This is a genomic window from Nonomuraea terrae, from assembly GCF_044465245.1.
GTDB classification, from domain to species: domain Bacteria; phylum Actinomycetota; class Actinomycetes; order Streptosporangiales; family Streptosporangiaceae; genus Nonomuraea; species Nonomuraea terrae.
Genome location: NZ_JBITLL010000009.1, coordinates 163264 through 179559, shown reverse-complemented (window position 1 = coordinate 179559; position 16296 = coordinate 163264). Strand labels below are relative to the sequence as shown.

The 16296-nt window shown below is 70.5% G+C and carries 15 protein-coding genes; 7 read left to right on the top strand and 8 right to left on the bottom strand.

Going from position 1 to position 16296, the window contains the following annotated elements; all coding sequences use genetic code 11:
* Window positions 1-139: 139 nt before the first annotated feature.
* From ACIBP6_RS43085 to ACIBP6_RS43050, 8 genes are all read right to left on the bottom strand, one after another.
* A complete protein-coding gene (locus ACIBP6_RS43085) occupies window positions 140-2137 on the bottom strand; it encodes a hypothetical protein (protein WP_397060551.1) in 1998 nt (665 codons plus the stop codon).
* Complete coding sequence (locus ACIBP6_RS43080; protein ID WP_397060550.1) at window positions 2137-2523, bottom strand: hypothetical protein; 387 nt, start codon at window positions 2521-2523, stop codon at window positions 2137-2139. The genes ACIBP6_RS43085 and ACIBP6_RS43080 overlap by 1 nt, the downstream gene beginning before the upstream one ends.
* Window positions 2520-2753 carry a hypothetical protein gene (locus ACIBP6_RS43075; RefSeq protein WP_397060548.1) on the bottom strand — a complete coding sequence of 78 codons (234 nt, stop codon included), beginning with the start codon at window positions 2751-2753 and terminating at the stop codon, window positions 2520-2522. Before ACIBP6_RS43075 ends, ACIBP6_RS43080 begins: the two co-directional genes overlap by 4 nt.
* Complete coding sequence (locus ACIBP6_RS43070) at window positions 2750-3481, bottom strand: DUF2637 domain-containing protein (protein ID WP_397060546.1); 732 nt, start codon at window positions 3479-3481, stop codon at window positions 2750-2752. Before ACIBP6_RS43070 ends, ACIBP6_RS43075 begins: the two co-directional genes overlap by 4 nt.
* On the bottom strand, window positions 3478-3762 hold the full coding sequence (locus ACIBP6_RS43065; RefSeq protein ID WP_397060544.1) for a hypothetical protein: 285 nt from the start codon (window positions 3760-3762) through the stop codon (window positions 3478-3480). The genes ACIBP6_RS43070 and ACIBP6_RS43065 overlap by 4 nt, the downstream gene beginning before the upstream one ends.
* Window positions 3759-4502, bottom strand: a complete 744-nt coding sequence (locus ACIBP6_RS43060) for a DUF6907 domain-containing protein (protein WP_397060542.1) — start codon at window positions 4500-4502, stop codon at window positions 3759-3761. Before ACIBP6_RS43060 ends, ACIBP6_RS43065 begins: the two co-directional genes overlap by 4 nt.
* A gap of 79 nt (window positions 4503-4581) precedes the next feature.
* Window positions 4582-5052 (bottom strand): HNH endonuclease signature motif containing protein, encoded by a 471-nt coding sequence (locus ACIBP6_RS43055; RefSeq protein WP_397060540.1) that lies wholly within the window; start codon window positions 5050-5052, stop codon window positions 4582-4584.
* A 112-nt stretch (window positions 5053-5164) separates the two neighbouring features.
* Window positions 5165-5353, bottom strand: coding sequence for a hypothetical protein (locus ACIBP6_RS43050; RefSeq protein WP_397060538.1), 189 nt, complete (start codon window positions 5351-5353; stop codon window positions 5165-5167).
* An 88-nt stretch (window positions 5354-5441) separates the two neighbouring features.
* Between ACIBP6_RS43050 and ACIBP6_RS43045 the strand changes: the two genes are divergently transcribed.
* The 7 genes from ACIBP6_RS43045 (at window position 5442) to ACIBP6_RS43015 (ending at window position 16295) form a co-directional block, all read left to right on the top strand.
* Window positions 5442-5699: a type II toxin-antitoxin system prevent-host-death family antitoxin gene (locus ACIBP6_RS43045; protein ID WP_397060536.1), complete on the top strand. Its 258-nt coding sequence runs from the start codon at window positions 5442-5444 to the stop codon at window positions 5697-5699.
* Window positions 5700-6043: 344 nt separating this feature from the next.
* Window positions 6044-6343 carry a hypothetical protein gene (locus tag ACIBP6_RS43040; RefSeq protein WP_397060535.1) on the top strand — a complete coding sequence of 100 codons (300 nt, stop codon included), beginning with the start codon at window positions 6044-6046 and terminating at the stop codon, window positions 6341-6343.
* A gap of 587 nt (window positions 6344-6930) precedes the next feature.
* Window positions 6931-7686, top strand: a complete 756-nt coding sequence (locus ACIBP6_RS43035) for a conjugal transfer protein (protein ID WP_397060533.1) — start codon at window positions 6931-6933, stop codon at window positions 7684-7686.
* Between the two features lie 75 nt (window positions 7687-7761).
* Window positions 7762-8013, top strand: coding sequence for a hypothetical protein (locus ACIBP6_RS43030; RefSeq protein WP_165970003.1), 252 nt, complete (start codon window positions 7762-7764; stop codon window positions 8011-8013).
* Window positions 8014-8068: 55 nt separating this feature from the next.
* Window positions 8069-11395 carry a TcpE family conjugal transfer membrane protein gene (locus ACIBP6_RS43025; RefSeq protein WP_397060531.1) on the top strand — a complete coding sequence of 1109 codons (3327 nt, stop codon included), beginning with the start codon at window positions 8069-8071 and terminating at the stop codon, window positions 11393-11395.
* A gap of 47 nt (window positions 11396-11442) precedes the next feature.
* Entirely contained in the window at window positions 11443-13920 is a 2478-nt protein-coding gene (locus ACIBP6_RS43020; RefSeq protein WP_132623444.1) for an ATP-binding protein, read from the top strand.
* Complete coding sequence (locus ACIBP6_RS43015; RefSeq protein ID WP_397060529.1) at window positions 13917-16295, top strand: type IV secretion system protein; 2379 nt, start codon at window positions 13917-13919, stop codon at window positions 16293-16295. The genes ACIBP6_RS43020 and ACIBP6_RS43015 overlap by 4 nt, the downstream gene beginning before the upstream one ends.
* The last annotated feature ends 1 nt before the right edge of the window (window position 16296 follow it).

Here is a 16296-nt window from a genome sequence, read left to right as displayed (position 1 = left end):
CGAGCGGGGGCTTGGGGGTGGTGTTACAGCTCAGAAGGGGTGCCACGGTCTGTGGCACCCCTTCGTGGCACCCGCTGTGGCACCCCGTGGCAGCAAGATCAAAAGTCGTGGCCGCGCAGCCCACGCGCAGCCGCGCGCGTCACGCCTCCGGGCGCTCCGGCATCAGGTAGCGCTGGGCCTCGTCGTCGTAGCCGCCGAGGATGCCCGCCTCGGTGAGCTTCTTGAGGGTCTTCTGCACCCACGCCCTCGACATGTCGGTGGTCTCCCACAGCGGCTTCAGGTCGCCTGAGGAGAAGTCGCGGGCGCCATCGTCCCACATCTCCTGCAGTCGCTTCATGAGTGCCGCTCCGCGCTCCTCGGGCGTCATCGACTGGGCAGGCGGAGCGAACGTCAGCGGCGGCTCTCCGTCTTCCAGGTCTGGGATCTCGTCGTCGAGGCCGGCCTGCAGCTCCGGGTCGGGGTCGTCGGTCTCCAGGTACTCCTTGGTCACGTCGCGCACCTCTTCATCATCGTCGTTTTCCTCCAGTTCGGCCGGCATCGTGGCCGCTGCGCTGGCGCCGCCGGCGAGGCGGGACACCTCCGCGGTGGTGGGGTCGACCTGCTTGGCCGCGGCCGGCCACTGTGCGGCGTGAGCGCGCATCGCTGCGTTGGCGCGCTCATCGTCGAACTGCCCCGTGTCGTCCACACCCCAGGCATACGTGCGGAGCGGCATCGCGAACCGGCCATCGCCGAGCGTGGGCGCGTCGATGTAGGCCATGCCAGGCTGAGCGTTGGTCCACAGCTCCGGACGGCACTCGGCGTCCTGCTGCCGCTCCGACAGACCGAACGAGGCGTCGGCCGCGTTCTCCACGCCGAACGTCATCTTCGCGAGCTGGCCTCGCGCGAGCGTCGGCATCTGCGTGAAGTCGGACCGCTGCAGGGACAACACCACCGTGCCGCCGGCCGAACGAATGGCTTTGATCATCGACAGGAACGCCTCCATCTCCTTGTCGCTGAGCGCGTCGAGGATGTCGGGGCACTCCTCCAGCCAGACCAGCCAGTACGTCAGCCCACACCCGCGCTTCCACTTCTGCAGCCCCTTGGACGCGAGGTAATTGGTGCGTTCCTGCACCTTCGCCTGGATCTCCGACAGCATCTTCTTGACGCCGGCCTTGGTCGTCTCGAACCGGTGCAGCGACTCCTCCAACGGGCCCAGCGTCTGCTTCCCCTTGGTGACGTCGGCCGCGAACACCGCCACGTCGTAGCGGGTCACGACCTCCGCGAGGATGTTCCACGCCCCGCCGATCGACTTGCCGGCGCCGGTCATGCCCATGATCTGCAGGTGGTGACCAACGATCACGTACTCAATCGGGTCCAAGTCCTGCCACAGCCCGATCCCCAACGGGTCGGCGATCGACAGGCCAGGCCGGGACGGGGCATCCCACGGAATCGGACGCTTCATCACCCGCGGGTCGGAGATGACCACCCGCGCCTTGTCCGCGCGGTCGGGGTCGACGCTCGCCGTGATCGAGCCGGGCGGCAGGCCGATGCCGGACTCGACGTACGCAACCTTCTTCTGCAGGTCCTCGGCGATGTGCCGGCCGGGGTCGAACTGCACCTCTCCCTCGACCTTGTGCGTGCTGGCCTTGATGGTCTTGGCCTCGGCCTCCCGCATGCCGGCCCGCTCGGCGCCCTGGCCGAACAGGATCGACAGCGGGTCGGAGATGGCGCCCGGCTGATCCCAGCCCTTCATGCGGATAACGGTCCGGATGTTCCACGTCAACGCCATGGTGATGCCGCCGACGACACCGAGCCGCCACAGGATCGGATGCCCAGGCCCGGAGATGACGACCGCCACCGTCCACATGCCGGCCAGGAACGTCGACAGCGTCGTGTGCGCCTTCCCCCACACCCCGCGGGCGTGGCTCTGGCCGTACGTGACGCCGGTGAGGATCAGGACGCAGATCGTGGTGAAGCTCGACCAGCCGGCGATCGTGTCCGGGCTGAACAGGATGTAGTGAAGCGCCGCGGCGAGGCCGAAGGCGAACATGCCGACGACCCACGGCGTGACGAGCGCGACGAGGCGGGAAACCTCCCTGGCCGCGACCTTGGCCAGGGAGGACTCCTCTTGTACGGCGATCTCTTTGGTGCGCGACATCACACGTTCTTCCAGTCGAAGGTGCTCTTACGCTTCTCGGGCTTGGCCTGCGGGAGGACGTCGACGAACTCTTTCCTGAACTGGGCGTGGAACTTCACGAGCTCGACGCCGGCGCCCTTCTGCAGCTCCGCGGCCCGCTTGAGCCGCTTCACCACCCGCCGCGCTCTCATGCGCACGTCGGGGGCGCCGAGCACCGCGAGGATCGGGTGACCCTTGAAGCTGCGGATGAGCACGGCGTACAGCTCGTCAGAGCCGATGTTGAACTCTTCGCCGAGGTCGCGGCACAAGTCACGGCCCACACGCGCGTACTGAGTGACGGCCACGGGGCCTTCCCATGGGATGCCGGACAGTTCGGGGATCCGGCCTCGGCCGGTCTTGTCGCTCATAGGTCTGCCTCCCAGGTCTCACGGACGACCTGCACGAATCGGCGGGTGGTGGAGGACAGGCGCGGCACACCGAGCCACGCCGTCAGGAGCGCGTCGAGCGCGCCGAGGAGGAGTACGAGGACGTGGCCGAGGATGGCCATCATGAGCACCAGGCCCACGGCGGCGCGGAGGGTCAGGAGCCGGGCGTGCTGCAGCAGGGCGCGCCGGTCGACGTGAACTTTGGTTCTCACTGGGTCACCGCCACGAGGCCGTCCAGGTAAGCCTTGAGCCGGCGGGCGCGGTCGGTGCCGACGTTGAGCCGGTCCTTGATGGTGCGTACGGTGGGCGGCTCTCCCTGCGTGACTTCGGCGAGGAAGGTAGCCACCGCGACCGGCTTGTAAGGCGCGTCAGGGTCGGCCTCAGGTACAAGATCGGGCTGTACCTCGACCTCGGGGGCAGGCTCATCAAGATCGGCACCATGGTGCCGATTTGCCGTCAGGGTCAGCGGCTCTACCTGCGCAGGTACGAGGGGGGCGTGTACCTGGAGAGTGTCACTGGTGACGCTCTCGGGCTCAACCGTGGGGCTTACGCCCACAGTTGCGGGTACAGCGGCCGTCCTCCGGATCAGCCCCATCAGGAGCTCGTACGACAGCACCAGCGCGACGGCCGGCCAGGCGGCGACGATGGCACCAATCGGACCGTTCGCCCACCCGTGCATGACGTTCGCCGCGAGGGTGGCGGCGATGCCGAGCACCAGCGCCACCCGTGCCAGCCACGGCACCCCGAGGCCTCGCCGGGCGGCGTCGAGCATCACCATGGACGACGCGAAGATCAGGCCGTCGATGGTGAGCGGCACCAGGTAGGCAACCCATCCCGTCTCACCGTTGGCCACGATCACCTCGTACGCGTGGCGGTAGGAGACGACCGCGGCCACGCCGGCGAGGACGACGACGACGAAGGTCGTAGACCAGCGGATCATTGCTCAGACTCCTCGGCGGTGATGTCGTGAACGGACTCCATGAGGGCCTGGCCGAACTCGCGCAGGCCGCGGCGGTCGAACAGGTCGATGATTCGAGCGACCGTCCATGCCTCGTCTCTGGTGAGCTGCAGGTCGGTCCGCTCACCGTCCATGTCGGTGAACATGACCTGTACGTGCGGCTCGTCGCCGAGCGAAACGTTGACCTCGATCAAGCAGTCCCGGTTGTCCAGGTGCACGATCAGGTCAACGTTCCGCCGGCGGGGCCGCGGGCTACGGCTCACGCTGCGCCCGTCTGGTGCTCGGCGTGGCAGGTGACGCACTCGCGGGTGACGCACCGGCCCTGAGAGTCGAACAACTGCAGCTTCGGCGGCTCCTGGCCGCGCGCCTGCCGGACGAGGTCGAGGAGCGTGAACGCGAGTTGCTCGGCCTCCTCCAGCGTCGCGTAGACGCCGTTGTCGTCGTCCTTGGCCAGCCGGACGCGGGCCTCCTTCTCCCTGTAGCGCTGATCGATCGAGACCTGTAGCTCGGGCTGCGTCCACTCGTACGGGTGGCCGGCCGCGACGGGCTCCTCAGTGACCAGCGGCACGGTCATCGTGGCGCCGAAGTGGCTGCGGTCAGCCGGGTGGGTGGACGCCTCGTGGTCGAGGTCGCCGACGCACCAGGCCGGGCACGGGTCCTCGGCCAGCCACGCGGGCGGCGGCAGCTCGCCGTTCGCCTTGCGCGCTCTCTGCGTCTCGTACGCCTCCATCTCGGCGTTCCACTGGGCCTTGAAGCCGAGGTAGGCGTAGACGCTGGCGTCGTGGGCGCGAGCCTCGACGGTGGGCGGGAGCTGCGGCGCGGCCTGGGGCTCCTGCGTCACGATGGTCGTGACGCAGCCCAGGCAGGCGAACACCTGGGCGCCGTTGATGATGCCGACCGGCCGCATCGTGTCGGCCTCGGCGTGGCAGGCGACGCAGGCGATCCCGTCGAGCTGCGTGGGCGTCAGCGTGGCCGGGTCGTACGTGCGTGTGATGGAATCCACGTTGGGTCTCCTCCTGTTTAGCCAGGTTGGGGATCAAGACCTCGGTGCAGCGCTGGAATCGCTGTGCCGAGGTCGCCTATTAGGACCGGTTGAGAGCCTTCTTCGCTCTGCGCCGTTCGCCGTCCCGTATGCGCTCACACGTCCGGCATCGGCGACTGAACCGGGATGGATTTCTGGGCTGCTTGCACAAGTAGGTGTTCTCGGGGGTGAACTCGTGCCCTTTGTCGCAGTGCGTACGTTCGGCGTATCGAGCCGGCAGCCCTTCACCGCGCAGATTGTTGACGAGGTACGTCACCGGCTCCAGATGCTCGGGATTCACGCATAACGTGACCCGGCACAGGTGATCGATGACCAGACCTGGCGTGATGGGAGCGACGAGCGCTTCATAGGCCACGCGATGGGCACCTCGCTGGATGCCGTCCACCTTGATCTTGCCGTAGCCCTTGCTGTCGCGGGCGCCTTGCCAGATCCAGCAGCCGGCCTCGTTCTCCTCAACCTTGGCGAGGATGCGCTCCCGGAGCGTAGGACGGGGCTTGGGGATTGTCGGCACGGGCATCGCTCCCTTCGGTTTGGCCCGTTCGTCTTGCGTGCCCCCTGCGGGCCTCGCGCCCGGCTGGCTGCTGGTAGGGGGCTTGGGGGCCCGGCTACCCGGGCCCCTGGGTCTAGCGGCGGAAGATCGCGTTCACGGCCTCGCGGGTGGCCTCCGTGACCGCCTCGTCGAGGAGCAGCCATTCCTCGTTCCTGGGGTGCAGCCAGTCGCCGGCCTCGGGGTCGATGCCCTCGGCGAGCAGGTCCGCCTCGATCTCGGCCTGCACCTGGTCCCTCTTGGCCTTCAGCTCGGTGATCGTCATCTCGTCTCCCTGGTCGGCGTCCCTTGCTCTGACTTAAATGTACATCGGGTCTTCATGTACATCAAGACCCGATGCTAAGATTTTCGCTATGGACGCTGAGAAGCTTGATCACCCCATCGCCGAGGCCCGTGCGAACCTCTCCGAGCTGCTGGCCGCTGTGCGCCTGCTGCGTCGCGTGTACTTCCTGACGAGCAGAGGCAAGCCTCAGGCAGCGATCGTGCCGGCGGAACTGGGAGATGCAGTCGTGGCGGCCGGAGGAGTAGATGCCGCAGTGGCGCTCTTGACGGCAGCGGTCCGCAACCAGTCCGCAGAACCCTCGAAGACGCTCGAAGACGATCAACGCTAGCCAACGCGCATAGACGCAGGTCAGGCTGACGATCGCCGCGTTTGTGCAGGTCATCGCAGTGTGTCAAAGCTTCCGCTTCAACGTCTGACCCTGCCACCAGGGGCCCGAGCCACTCCGGGGGAGTGGCCGCCTGACTGTGCGCGTGTGCTCGCCCGCGGCCGGTGCGTCGGCGAGCACACGGTCAGGACGACTGCGCGACTCATGGGCCTGACCGGTGCCCGCTTCCCGTCCTGGCACGCCTGCGGCGGCTGATCGGTTGACCCCGGGACTGCTGCGGCGTCAACCGGTTCGGGTCGCCGCGCGTCGAATCGACACGGCGTTCACGCTGACTCGGGAGGCCCCTCATGATCCGTCGCATCATCCGGAAACGACGCCCCGCGCCCACCCTCACCGGCATCAGCCTCGAGGAGGAGCTCGCCCTCATCAGGGTCGAGCTGATGTACGGCCTGCGCGTCAACCGGGAGGCGTACCTGCGCAGGAAGGTGGACGAGCGCAACGAGATGGCCACGCGCATGCGGGAGACCGAGCCGGCCGAGATGCTGGCCGAGTTGCGCGGCTCGCTGGAGCGTTCGGTCCGGCCCACGGTCGTCGACCTGCAGAGCAGGCGCCAGGCGCGCACCCGTCAGGACCCCGAGCCGGCCTGACCCGGTCTCTCCGTTCGCGACCCATACCGAATCCGCAGGTCGTGAGAGTACTTGCCTGTTTTGGACAGGAATCCGTGGCCACCGGGCTATGCACTTTTAGGCGAATGGCCTGGTCGAAAGGGGATTCGACCGGGAACTGACAGGAATCGGCACTGGGGCCTGTCGTCCGAGCCCGGTTTGCCGTGCAGGACCGTCATGCCGCAGCATGGGCGTGGCTTTCCTGGAACAATGGCGGAGACCGGATAGGGTGACTACTTCACCGCGGATGATGGGGATCGGCAACGGACGACACCGCGCCAGCCGGGGGGATCGGCGCGAGCGGAGGCGTGATGGCTCGTAGGTCTACCGTCCACGATCCTCGGATCGCTGACGGGCCCGGGCTTTCCGCGACCCTGGACCCGGCCGACTACGAAGCGCCGCCTCCCCGCAGGCCGCGGCGCGGCGGCTGGTCCGGCGGCGGCGGGCGGTGGCTGGTGTGGACCGGCCGCATCATTCTCTGGGCGCTTATCCTGGTCATCCTGGTGAATGGGGTTCGTGCCCCATTTGAGAGGTTTACCCAGCAAGGGCCCGTTACGTCCAACAGTGCCGTGCCGGCGTACAACGGATTCCCCGCTGCGCAGGGCATGGCTTTCGCCGCCCAGTTCGCTGGGGTCTATCTCAATTTCAACCCGGAAGACGCGGCGAGCAGGTCGCGTAAACTGACGGCGTTCCTGGCCGAGGGCATGGACCCGCAAATGGGCTGGGACGGCTTCGGCAGCTACGCGGCCGTCGCGATCCAGCCGTACGACATCGAGGCGACCGACGCCCACAACGCCGTGGTCAGCGTGGCCTTCCAGACGGGTCCGCGCAGGCTGATGCTGTCGGTGCCGATCTACTACTCCGGCGATGAGGCCGGCAGGAGGTTCGTGGTGGCGGGCCGCCCGGCGATCCTGCCGGCGCCCGCTCCGGCCGAGCTGCCGCAGGTCGCCGAGCCGGAGATCGACGAGGCGGCCGCCGCGGAGCTGAAGCCCCAGCTGGAGGGCTTCTTCAAGGACTACGCGTCCGGCGAGGCCGCCGGGCTGGAACGCTACGTCGCGGCGGGCAAGAGCCTGCCGAGCTTCGCGGGCGCGTTCACGTTCTCGCAGCTCAAGGAAGTCGTGGTGCCTGTGGGGGGTGCCACCCGAGAGATCCAGGCGGTCGTGGTGTGGTCGGTGCCGAGCGGCGACGTCCTGCCCACTCCCGGCACCACCGACCCCGCGGCGGTGGGCGGCACGCTGGAGCAGGTCTACCGCCTGACCGTCGAGAAACAGGGCGACAAGTGGTTCGTCGCCGACATCCGCGGCGGCGGCCGGATCGTTGGATAGACGCACGGCCGCGCCGCTGATGGGTACCCCCCGGGAGGACAAGAAGTGACCTTGAACACCGCAGTGCTCACCTTGATGGAGATGACGCCGACGCCGGCCCCCACCGGCATCGACACCGGCGGGCTCGCCGACTTCCTGCGTGCGTTCTTCGCCCCGTTGTTCCTGGTCGTGGTCTCCGTGGTGGCGCTCTTCTTCCTCTTCACCCGTGAGATCACGCGGTTCGTGCAGTTCCTGATCCTGGCCGTGGCCATCGGGGTGATCTTCTACGTTCCCAACATCATCGAGGTGACGGCCAGGGCGATCGCGGGAGCGCTGGGGATCAGGTAAGGGTTGAGATCGCCGCCCGGCGGTCATACACGAGCGGGTGGAGAGGAGGACCTACGTGGACCTGCCCACGTATACGAACATCTGGCGGATCGAGAAGCGGCTCTACAAGCTGTACGACCTACGGCTGCCGATGCCGCTGCCCATCGTCTGGATCGGCGTGTTCGTCGGGGTGCTCGTTCCGTGGTCGCTCCTGCTGGTCCTGGTGGGTGTGCCGGTGCAGATGCCCTGGCACGTGCTCTTCCTCGTGCCGCCCGGCATCGTGACGTGGCTCGCCACCCGTCCCGTCATCGAGGGGAAGCGGCTCACCGAGCTCCTGGAGTCCCAGCTTCGCTACCTGGGTGAGCCGAAGGCTTGGTACCGCCTGGCGCCCGGTTCCGAGCCCGACACCGTGACCTTCTCCGGGCGCGTCTGGCGGACGACGCACGCCCGGGCCAAGTCCAAGGCGCCGCGCAAGGCCCGCCACCCGCAGCGCCGGCGCGAGCGGGTCACCGGTCCGCGTCAGGTCCGTCCCGCCGTGGCCGCCGCCGCGGCCGCGGCCGCGCAGGCTCCCGTCGCCGAGCCGGCGTCGTCCCGTACGGGGTGGGGCTCGCGGCGTGGCACGGCGCCCGCCCTCAGAGCGCGGGTGGGCGTCGAGTCGGCGCCCACCGTGTCCGGAGGCCCGGCCGGGGCCGCGCGGCGCGAGGAGGGGCTCTCAGGCGGCTCCGGGCGAAGTGGTGAGGGGCTCACCGGTCCCGCCAAGGGCGGTTCCGTGAAGGCCGCGCCCGCCAAGGGCGGGGAACGGGCGCCGGGCGATGCCGGGGCGCGTGAGCTCCGCCCCCTGGTCGCCTTCCGTCCCGACGACCCGGCCCGCACGCGACCGCCGTCAGCGGACCACCCGGATGCGGCCGTCACCGCCCGAAACGGTGGTGACGCCGAGCGTCGGGTTGCCGGGCGAGGTGGTGGTGACGCCGAGCGTCGGGTTGCCGGGCGAGGGCGTGATGAGGCTGACCGTGAGTTTGCCGTGCATGAGTCCGACGCCGGGGCCGCGTTCGACGCCGGGGCCGCGTTCGACGCCGGGGCCGCGTCCGGCGCCGGGCCGGGCGCGCGGGCCGAGGTGCGGGAGCAGGGGAGTGCCGGTCGCGGGCGCAAGCGCGGGCGGCGGGCGCAGGACGTGCGCGCGGCCGAGGAGCTGCCGCGTGGCGCGCTCGCCCCTGACGGGACGTCCCCGGTGGCGGCGGATGCCGAGGCGGTGGCCCGCGGCGCGGTCCACGCCGAAGGCTCGGCTGCGGATGTGGCGCCGGCCGAAGGGATCAGCTTCCGTGTGGCCGGTGCCGAAGGCGCGGGCTCTCCTGCCGCGGATGCCGAAGGGGCGCCGTTCGGTGCCGTGGACGCCGAGGCGGCGGCTGCGCGTGAGGTCGGCGTACCGATCAAGACGGCCGATAGTCGCCGGCCCGCCGCCGGGAAGCCGATCGACACCGAGGCGCTGCGGCGGCTGAGGAGGCTCGCCGCGAGTGCCGACGCCCCCAACGAGGCGCCGCCGCCTTCCGGGAACGCCCGGGGAGGAGAGCCGTACGACGAGGAGGTGGCGCGCGACCAGCACCGCAAGGGGCAGCCGCCCCGGCTCAGCCCCGCGCTCGCGCTGTCGGCCACGCAGCAGCTCTGGCCCCCGCTCAACCCCGACGCCAAGCCCCTGCCGCGCCCGGCGGCCCGCCCGTCCACGGAGCGCCGCGACCCCGTAGACGCGGCGGACGCGGCGAACGCGGTGGACGTCACCGGGGCCTCCCGAGACACCCCTGAGCCACGTCCCGCCGATGCCGGCCGCACTGCTGAGCACCCGATCGACGATCGCGAGGTGTCTCACGGAGCTTCCGGCCCCGCGGGTGCCGCCGATCGCTCGCCTGCGGACCAGGAAGCGTCTCAGGTCGGTCCTGCGGCGGGTTCCGCGGATGACGATCGTGATGAGGCTGGTCCGGCGGTGCGGGGTGAGCGTGACTCCGCAGGCGCCGAAGCGGAGCCTGGTGCGGGGGCGGCTGAGGTGCGCGAGATCGGCACGCGGGGACGTGCCCCAGCGGCGCGTCGGCGTGCCGTCGAGGGGGCTGCGGCGGAGCCCGCCCGATCGGAGAACGGCGCTTCAGAGCGGGCCGTTCCCAGCCGGGATGTGCCCGCGAAGACGCGCGGCTCGGCCGAGCGGTCGGATGAGGGCGAAGGCGTCGATGCGCGTCCTGGAGACCGGCGTCGTTCCGATGAGCGGTCCGTGGGGCAGGGCCGTGCGGATGAGCGTTCTGCGGAGCGGGGTCCTTTCGAGGAGAGGGCCGGCGAGCCGCTGGGGGCCGATGGGCGGGTCGTCGGGCTGCGCGGTGCCGGGGACGGGCGGGCGGCGCGGAGGGTCGTCGGGGATGGGGGTGTGGTTGCTCCCGTGCCCGTGCCGCGGCCTGGGGAAGGGCGCGTGCGGCGGGTCGAGTCCGTCGTCGGGCGCGACTCCGGCGGATGGCGGCGGATCGCGCAGGTCGTCGTCGGCGGCACCGGCGGGATGCGTACGGACGGGTCGGAGATCGACGAGGCCCGGGCCAGAGGGGTGTTCTCCGGCAGCCGCAGGATCGTCGTGCTCGGCTGCACCGGCGGCGCCGGCCAGACCACGACGGCGCTCATGCTCGGCCACACGCTCGCCAAACACCGTGACGACAGGGTCGTCGCCGTCGACGCCAACACCGGCGGCGGCACCCTGACCAGCAAGATCCAGCCGGAGACCCCCGAGACCCTGACCTCGCTGCTGTCGGGGCTCGACCGGGTCAGCGGCTACCTCACCATGCGGGGATACACCACGCGGACCGCCTCCGGTCTCGAGGTGATCAGCGCGGACACCGACGCGGGCGCCGAACAGCGCCTGGCGGACCGGTCCTTCTTCTCCGACCACCGGCTCGGCGAATCCATGCGCCTGCTCGACCGCCACTACAAGCTGGCCGTCATCGACCCGGCCGCCGCCCTGGCGGCCCGGTTGCTGCCGTACGCGGACCAGCTCGTCCTGGTGGTCCCGGCGAGCGAGGAGGCGTCGGAGGCGGTGGCGATGACGTACGAGTGGCTCGACGGGCACGGCTGCGCGGAGCTGCGCAGGCGTGCGGTGATGGTGGTCAACGGCGTGAGCAGACGTTCGATGGCCGACGTCGAGCAGGCGGAGTCGGTGGCCAGAGGCAGGTGCCGGGCCATCGTCAGGGTCCCCTGGGAGGACGGTCTGGCGCCCGACGGCGCGGAGACCGTCGATCCAGGGCAGTTGCGCGCGGCCGGGCGGCGGGCCTACCTCGCCCTCGCCGGTGTCGTGGTCGCGGGCTTTGCGGCACAGACCGTACGACCGAGCGAAGAGGAGTTGGCGAGTGACCCCCCGGGCACGAGAATCGGTGAGCGATAAGTGAACAAGCGAGCAGGTCTGGCCCGTTCATGCGCCGAGGGGGCGGCATGAGCAGGGCGTCCCGAGCGCACCAGCGCCTCGCGGTCCGCTACTTCGACGACCGCATCCTGCTCACGGACACCTGCGCATGGGCGTACTTCCGGCTTCCGACGGTCAGCTACGAGTTCATCACGCCCGAGGAGCGCGAGGCGCTGGCCACCAACATCACCATCGCGCTGGCCGCGATCCGGATGCCCGACGCCGAGGTGCATCTGAGGGTCGCGCACCGCACGTACCCGGCGGCCGAGTGGGCGATGGCGCTCAACGCCACCTCCGACGAGGGGCCGGGCTGGCGCGACTACCTGGAGGAGATGTACCGGCACGTCTGGGCGAAGGACTTCTGGACCAAGGAGGTCTTCCTCGGCGTACGCCTCGGGCCGCGCGGCAAGCAGCTCGGCGCCGGCGTGCTCGCCCAGTTGCTCGGCTTCTACCAGAAGACCGAGAAGGTCCTCGGCATGGAGGACGACCACGTGCCCGACAGCGAGATCGGGCGGTGGACGGAACAGGCCGAACGCCTCGGCCGAGCACTCGCATCGAGCGCCCTCTACGCCCGTCACGCCACCTCCGTCGAGGTGGCGTGGTTGTTCCAGCACGCCACCGCGGGCGGCATCGGCGACCCGCCGCCGTCGGCCAGCCCCCGGCGGCGCTGGGGCAGGGGCGAGATCGAGTCGCTGGTGGAGGGGGAGATCCACAACGGCAGGTCGCTGCTGCGGATCGTGCAGCCGCAGGGCGACTCGTACGTCGCCTACCTGTCGTTCGCCCGGTTCCCCGACCTCATGCCGTTCCCCGACGGCGAGCCGTGGATGCACTTCGCCGACCAGTTGCCGTTCCCGGTGGAGATCTCCTCGCGGATGCGGCTCATCCCGGCGGTCAAGGCGTCGAAGGATGTCGCCCGCAAGCTGGCGCACGCCCGCGACATGGACAACCACATCCGCGAGGCGGGCGCGGAGGCGCCGCTGGCGCTGGCCGAGCAGATCGACGCGGCCCGCATGCTGGAGCACGGCATCACCAAGGAACGCCTGCCCTTCGTGTACGGCTGGCACCGCCTGATCGTCTCGGCCCCCACCGAGGACATCTGCGTGCAGCGGGTGGAGGCGGTGGTCGAGCACTACCGCGACATGGGCATCGACGTGGTCAACTCGACCGGCGACCAGTTCTCGTTGTTCTGCGAGTCGCTGCCGGGCGAGAAGGTACGCGTCAACGCCTACGCCCAGCGCCAGCCGCTGCGCACGATCGCGGGCGGCATGGCCACGGCCACCGTCGATCTCGGCGACCGGATCGGCGAGGGCAGCGAGGGCTGGTTGGGGCCGTACATCGGCGAGACCGTCGGCAGGGCGCGCAGCGTCGTGCACTTCGACCCGCTGGTGGCGGCCACCCGCAACCGGCCGACCGCCATCGCGATCACCGGTGAGCCGGGCGGCGGCAAGACCACGCTCGCGCTGCTGATGATCTACCAGATGGCGCTGCGCGGCGTCACCGTCGCGGTGATCGACCCGAAGGGCGACGCGGAGTCGCTCGTACAGCTGCTGGAGAAGCGGGGGCGCAAGGCGCGCGTCATCCCGCTCGGCTCGGCGGCGCCGGGACTGCTGGACCCGTTCTCGTTCGGCGACGACATCGCGGCGAAGAAGACCATGGCCACCGAGACGCTGCGGCTGCTGCTGCCGCGCATGTCGGAGGAGCGCGAGTCGGCGATGATCCAGGCGGTGGCGGCGGTGTCCAACCAGCCGGGGCCGTCGCTGGGCAAGGTCGTCGACTTCCTGGAGCAGGCCGACGACCCCGCGTCGAAGAACCTGGGCGCGGTGCTGCGTTCGATGTCGGAGATGCGCCTGGCCCGGCTCTGCTTCGACCCCTCAGGTGGCGACCAGATCGACACCGAGGGCTGGACGACCGTGTTCACGCTGGGCGGCCTCACGCTGCCCGACGTGGCCACGGTCAGGGACGACTACTCCTACGAGCAGCGCCTGTCGGTGGCGCTGCTCTATCTGGTCTCCCAGTTCGCGCGCAGGCTGATGAACGGCCTGGACCGGCGCGCCCCCAAGGCGATCTTCCTGGACGAGGCGTGGGCGATCACCTCCACGCCCGAGGGCGCCAAGCTGGTGCCCGAGGTCAGCCGGATGGGCCGCTCCCGCAACACCGCGCTCGTGCTGGTCTCGCAGAACGCCGGAGACCTGCTGAACGAGCAGGTGACCAACTGTCTGTCGTCCGTGTTCGCGTTCCGGTCCACCGAACGGGTGGAGGTGGACCACGTCATGTCGCTGCTCGGGGTGGAGCCGTCGGAGGAGCACAAGGCCGTGCTCCGCTCGCTCGGCAACGGCGAATGCGTTTTTCGTGATCTGGATGGCAGGGCGGGCCGCATCGGAGTAGACCTGGTCTCCGAGGAGCTGCTCCGTTGGCTCGACACGAACCCGACGCACGACAAACCCGTGAGCGCGGGGCATGATGATCTTCAGGGGGGCGTGGGCAGGGCGCAGGAGGTACGGTCATGAAGATCCGGCTATCCAGACGGCTGGCGCTCGTTCTCGCGCTGGCCTTCGGCATGCTCGTGGTGCCGCTCGCGGTGGGCGCCACGCAGCCGGCCGCCGCGGCCCCCTGCGACCTGTCGGGCGCGCTGGCCCCCGAGGTGATCGGCGGCGGCACCGACGGCATGATCCAGCCGCCGCCTCCTGAGGGCGGGCCCCAGGCGCCGACCACCAACTACGCCCAGTTCGGCATGAGCGGCCAGTTCTGGCACACGCACGACCTGGGCTGCTCCGACTACGTCGCCGTGCTCGGCAACATGTGGGCCAACGGCATCTTCACCGCGGCCAAGGCCATCGACCGGCTGACGATCACCACGTACCAGGCCGCGGCGACCGAAGGACCGCTCCAGGCCATCAAGGACGTCGTCGACGACATCGTCACGAACCTCGCCGACGCCATGTACTGGCAGTTCCTGCAGCCCGTCATCATCCTCGGCGCGATCTGGCTGGCCTGGTACGGCCTCATCCGCAAGCGGGCCACCACGACCGCCGAGGGCGTGATCTGGATGGTGCTGGCGGTCACCGTGGCGGTCTGGTTCTTCAGCCGTCCCGGTGACTTCACCGGCCTGGGCAAGGTCGTCACCGACAAGACCGGCGAGGTCGTCAACTCCGCTTTCTCCGGCCTGCCCGGGGCGGGCGGTGCGTCCTGCCTGCCGCCTCCCGGCGACACCACCCCCGAGATCAGGGCGGGCGGCTACGGCCAGAACGGCACTCCCGGGATCGAGCAGAACGCCGACGCCCTGTGGTCCACGCTGGTCTGCAAGCCGTGGCTGGTGGGCATGTTCGGCACCTCCGACCCGCAGCAGCCCATCGTGCGCGACTTCGGCCGCAAGATGCTGGAGATCCAGTCGATCCCGCCGGCCGTGCCGGGGCAGCCGGCCCCCGACGTGGGGGAGCGGCAGTCGGAGTACGCCGCGCTCGCCAGCAGCCTCAGGAACGACCCCCGCTACACCGTCTTCTCCGGCCGCGACTGGAGCAACCGCCTCGGCGTGGCCGTCGGCGCGTTCATCGCGGCCATCGTGGCGGGTCTGCTGATCTTCCTGGTGGCGGTCTCGTTGCTGGTGCTGAAGGTCGGCTTCCTGTTGTTGCTGATCCTCGGGCCGGTCTTCCTGCTCATCGGCGTGCATCCGGGCAGCGGCCGGATCGTCGCCATGCGCTGGGTGGAGATGCTCATCGGCACGCTGCTGCGGCAGGCCGTGCTGACCATCGTGCTCAGCGTCCTCGTGTACGGCTACGCGTTGATCATCTCCACGGCCATGCCGTGGGGGCTCCAAGTGTTGTTCATGGCCCTGCTGACGATCGCGGTGTTCTTCTACCGGCGGCCGTTCCAGCACCTGTTCGCCTCGATGAGCGGTCACACGGTGGCCACCCGCATGCTCGGCGAGGCGGCCAGCTCGTCCGTGCTGGAGCGGTCGGTGGGTGTGCTGCCGCCGGTCGCCTCGGCCCGGATCGGGCGCTGGGGGCTGCGCAAGGCCGAACCGCTCATCAGGGCGGCGGGCGTGGCCAACCCGGCCGGCGCGGCGGCGACGGCCGCGGCGGGGCAGGCGCGCGTACGCGGTGAGGAGGGCGAGGGATCGCCCGCCGGCACCCGCATCCCGGCGACGGCGGCGCCGCTCGACACCGACCACCAGGGTGGCAAGGCGGCGGCGCGGGCTTCGCTCGAACCGCGCAGGGGCACCGCGCCCCCGCTCAACCTGGGCGGCGCCGCGCGCCCGAGAAGTGGCGGGCCACGGGTCGGCGGGACGGGTGGTTCGTCCGGGTCCGCGGCGGCCGCCTCCGCGAGCGGCTCAGGTGGCGGCTCAGGTGGCGGCTCAGGTGGCGGCTCGGCTGGGGGCTGGTTCGGCGGTGGGTCCGGCGGTGGCTGGGCGCGGCGCGGCGGGTCGGCGGGCGGCTCGCGTACCCCCGCGGGGTCGCGTAGCTCCCGCTTCGGCGGCTCCGGCGGCTCCGGCGGCTCCGGCGGCTCACGGTTCGGTGGCTCGGGCGGCTCGGGTGGCTCACGGTCCGGAGGGTCGCGGTCGCGTGGCTCCGGCGGTGGGCTGTTCGGCGGCTCCGGCGGCTCCGGCGGCGGTCCGCGGTCCGGTGGCGGGCTGTTCGGCGGGTCCGGTGGTGGGTCGCGGTCCGGCGGGTCCGGTGGCGGGGCGCGGTCCGGTGGGTCGCGTCCCAGCGGCGGGGCCCGGCCGTCAGGGCCGCGGATCTTCGGCTCCGACGAGCCGTCCTCCCGTACCGCTGAGGCGCCGCCGCTCTGGCTGCGCGGCAGCGGCAGCGGCAACGGCGGCGGCAACGGCGGCGCAAGCCCCTCCGTCCCCTTCTGGCTCAAACCGAGCAACCCGGACAAGGACTGAT

Bases quoted from the DNA above. Each gene is read 5' to 3' on its own strand.
- ACIBP6_RS43030 (WP_165970003.1), top strand. From the start codon at position 7,762: ATGGAGATGACGCCGACGCCGGCCCCCACCGGCATCGACACCGGCGGG.
- ACIBP6_RS43020 (WP_132623444.1), top strand. From the start codon at position 11,443: ATGAGCAGGGCGTCCCGAGCGCACCAGCGCCTCGCGGTCCGCTACTTC.
- ACIBP6_RS43015 (WP_397060529.1), top strand. From the start codon at position 13,917: ATGAAGATCCGGCTATCCAGACGGCTGGCGCTCGTTCTCGCGCTGGCC.
- ACIBP6_RS43080 (WP_397060550.1), bottom strand. From the start codon at position 2,523: ATGAGCGACAAGACCGGCCGAGGCCGGATCCCCGAACTGTCCGGCATC.
- ACIBP6_RS43045 (WP_397060536.1), top strand. From the start codon at position 5,442: ATGGACGCTGAGAAGCTTGATCACCCCATCGCCGAGGCCCGTGCGAAC.
- ACIBP6_RS43050 (WP_397060538.1), bottom strand. From the start codon at position 5,353: ATGACGATCACCGAGCTGAAGGCCAAGAGGGACCAGGTGCAGGCCGAG.
- ACIBP6_RS43070 (WP_397060546.1), bottom strand. From the start codon at position 3,481: ATGATCCGCTGGTCTACGACCTTCGTCGTCGTCGTCCTCGCCGGCGTG.
- ACIBP6_RS43040 (WP_397060535.1), top strand. From the start codon at position 6,044: ATGATCCGTCGCATCATCCGGAAACGACGCCCCGCGCCCACCCTCACC.
- ACIBP6_RS43085 (WP_397060551.1), bottom strand. From the start codon at position 2,137: ATGTCGCGCACCAAAGAGATCGCCGTACAAGAGGAGTCCTCCCTGGCC.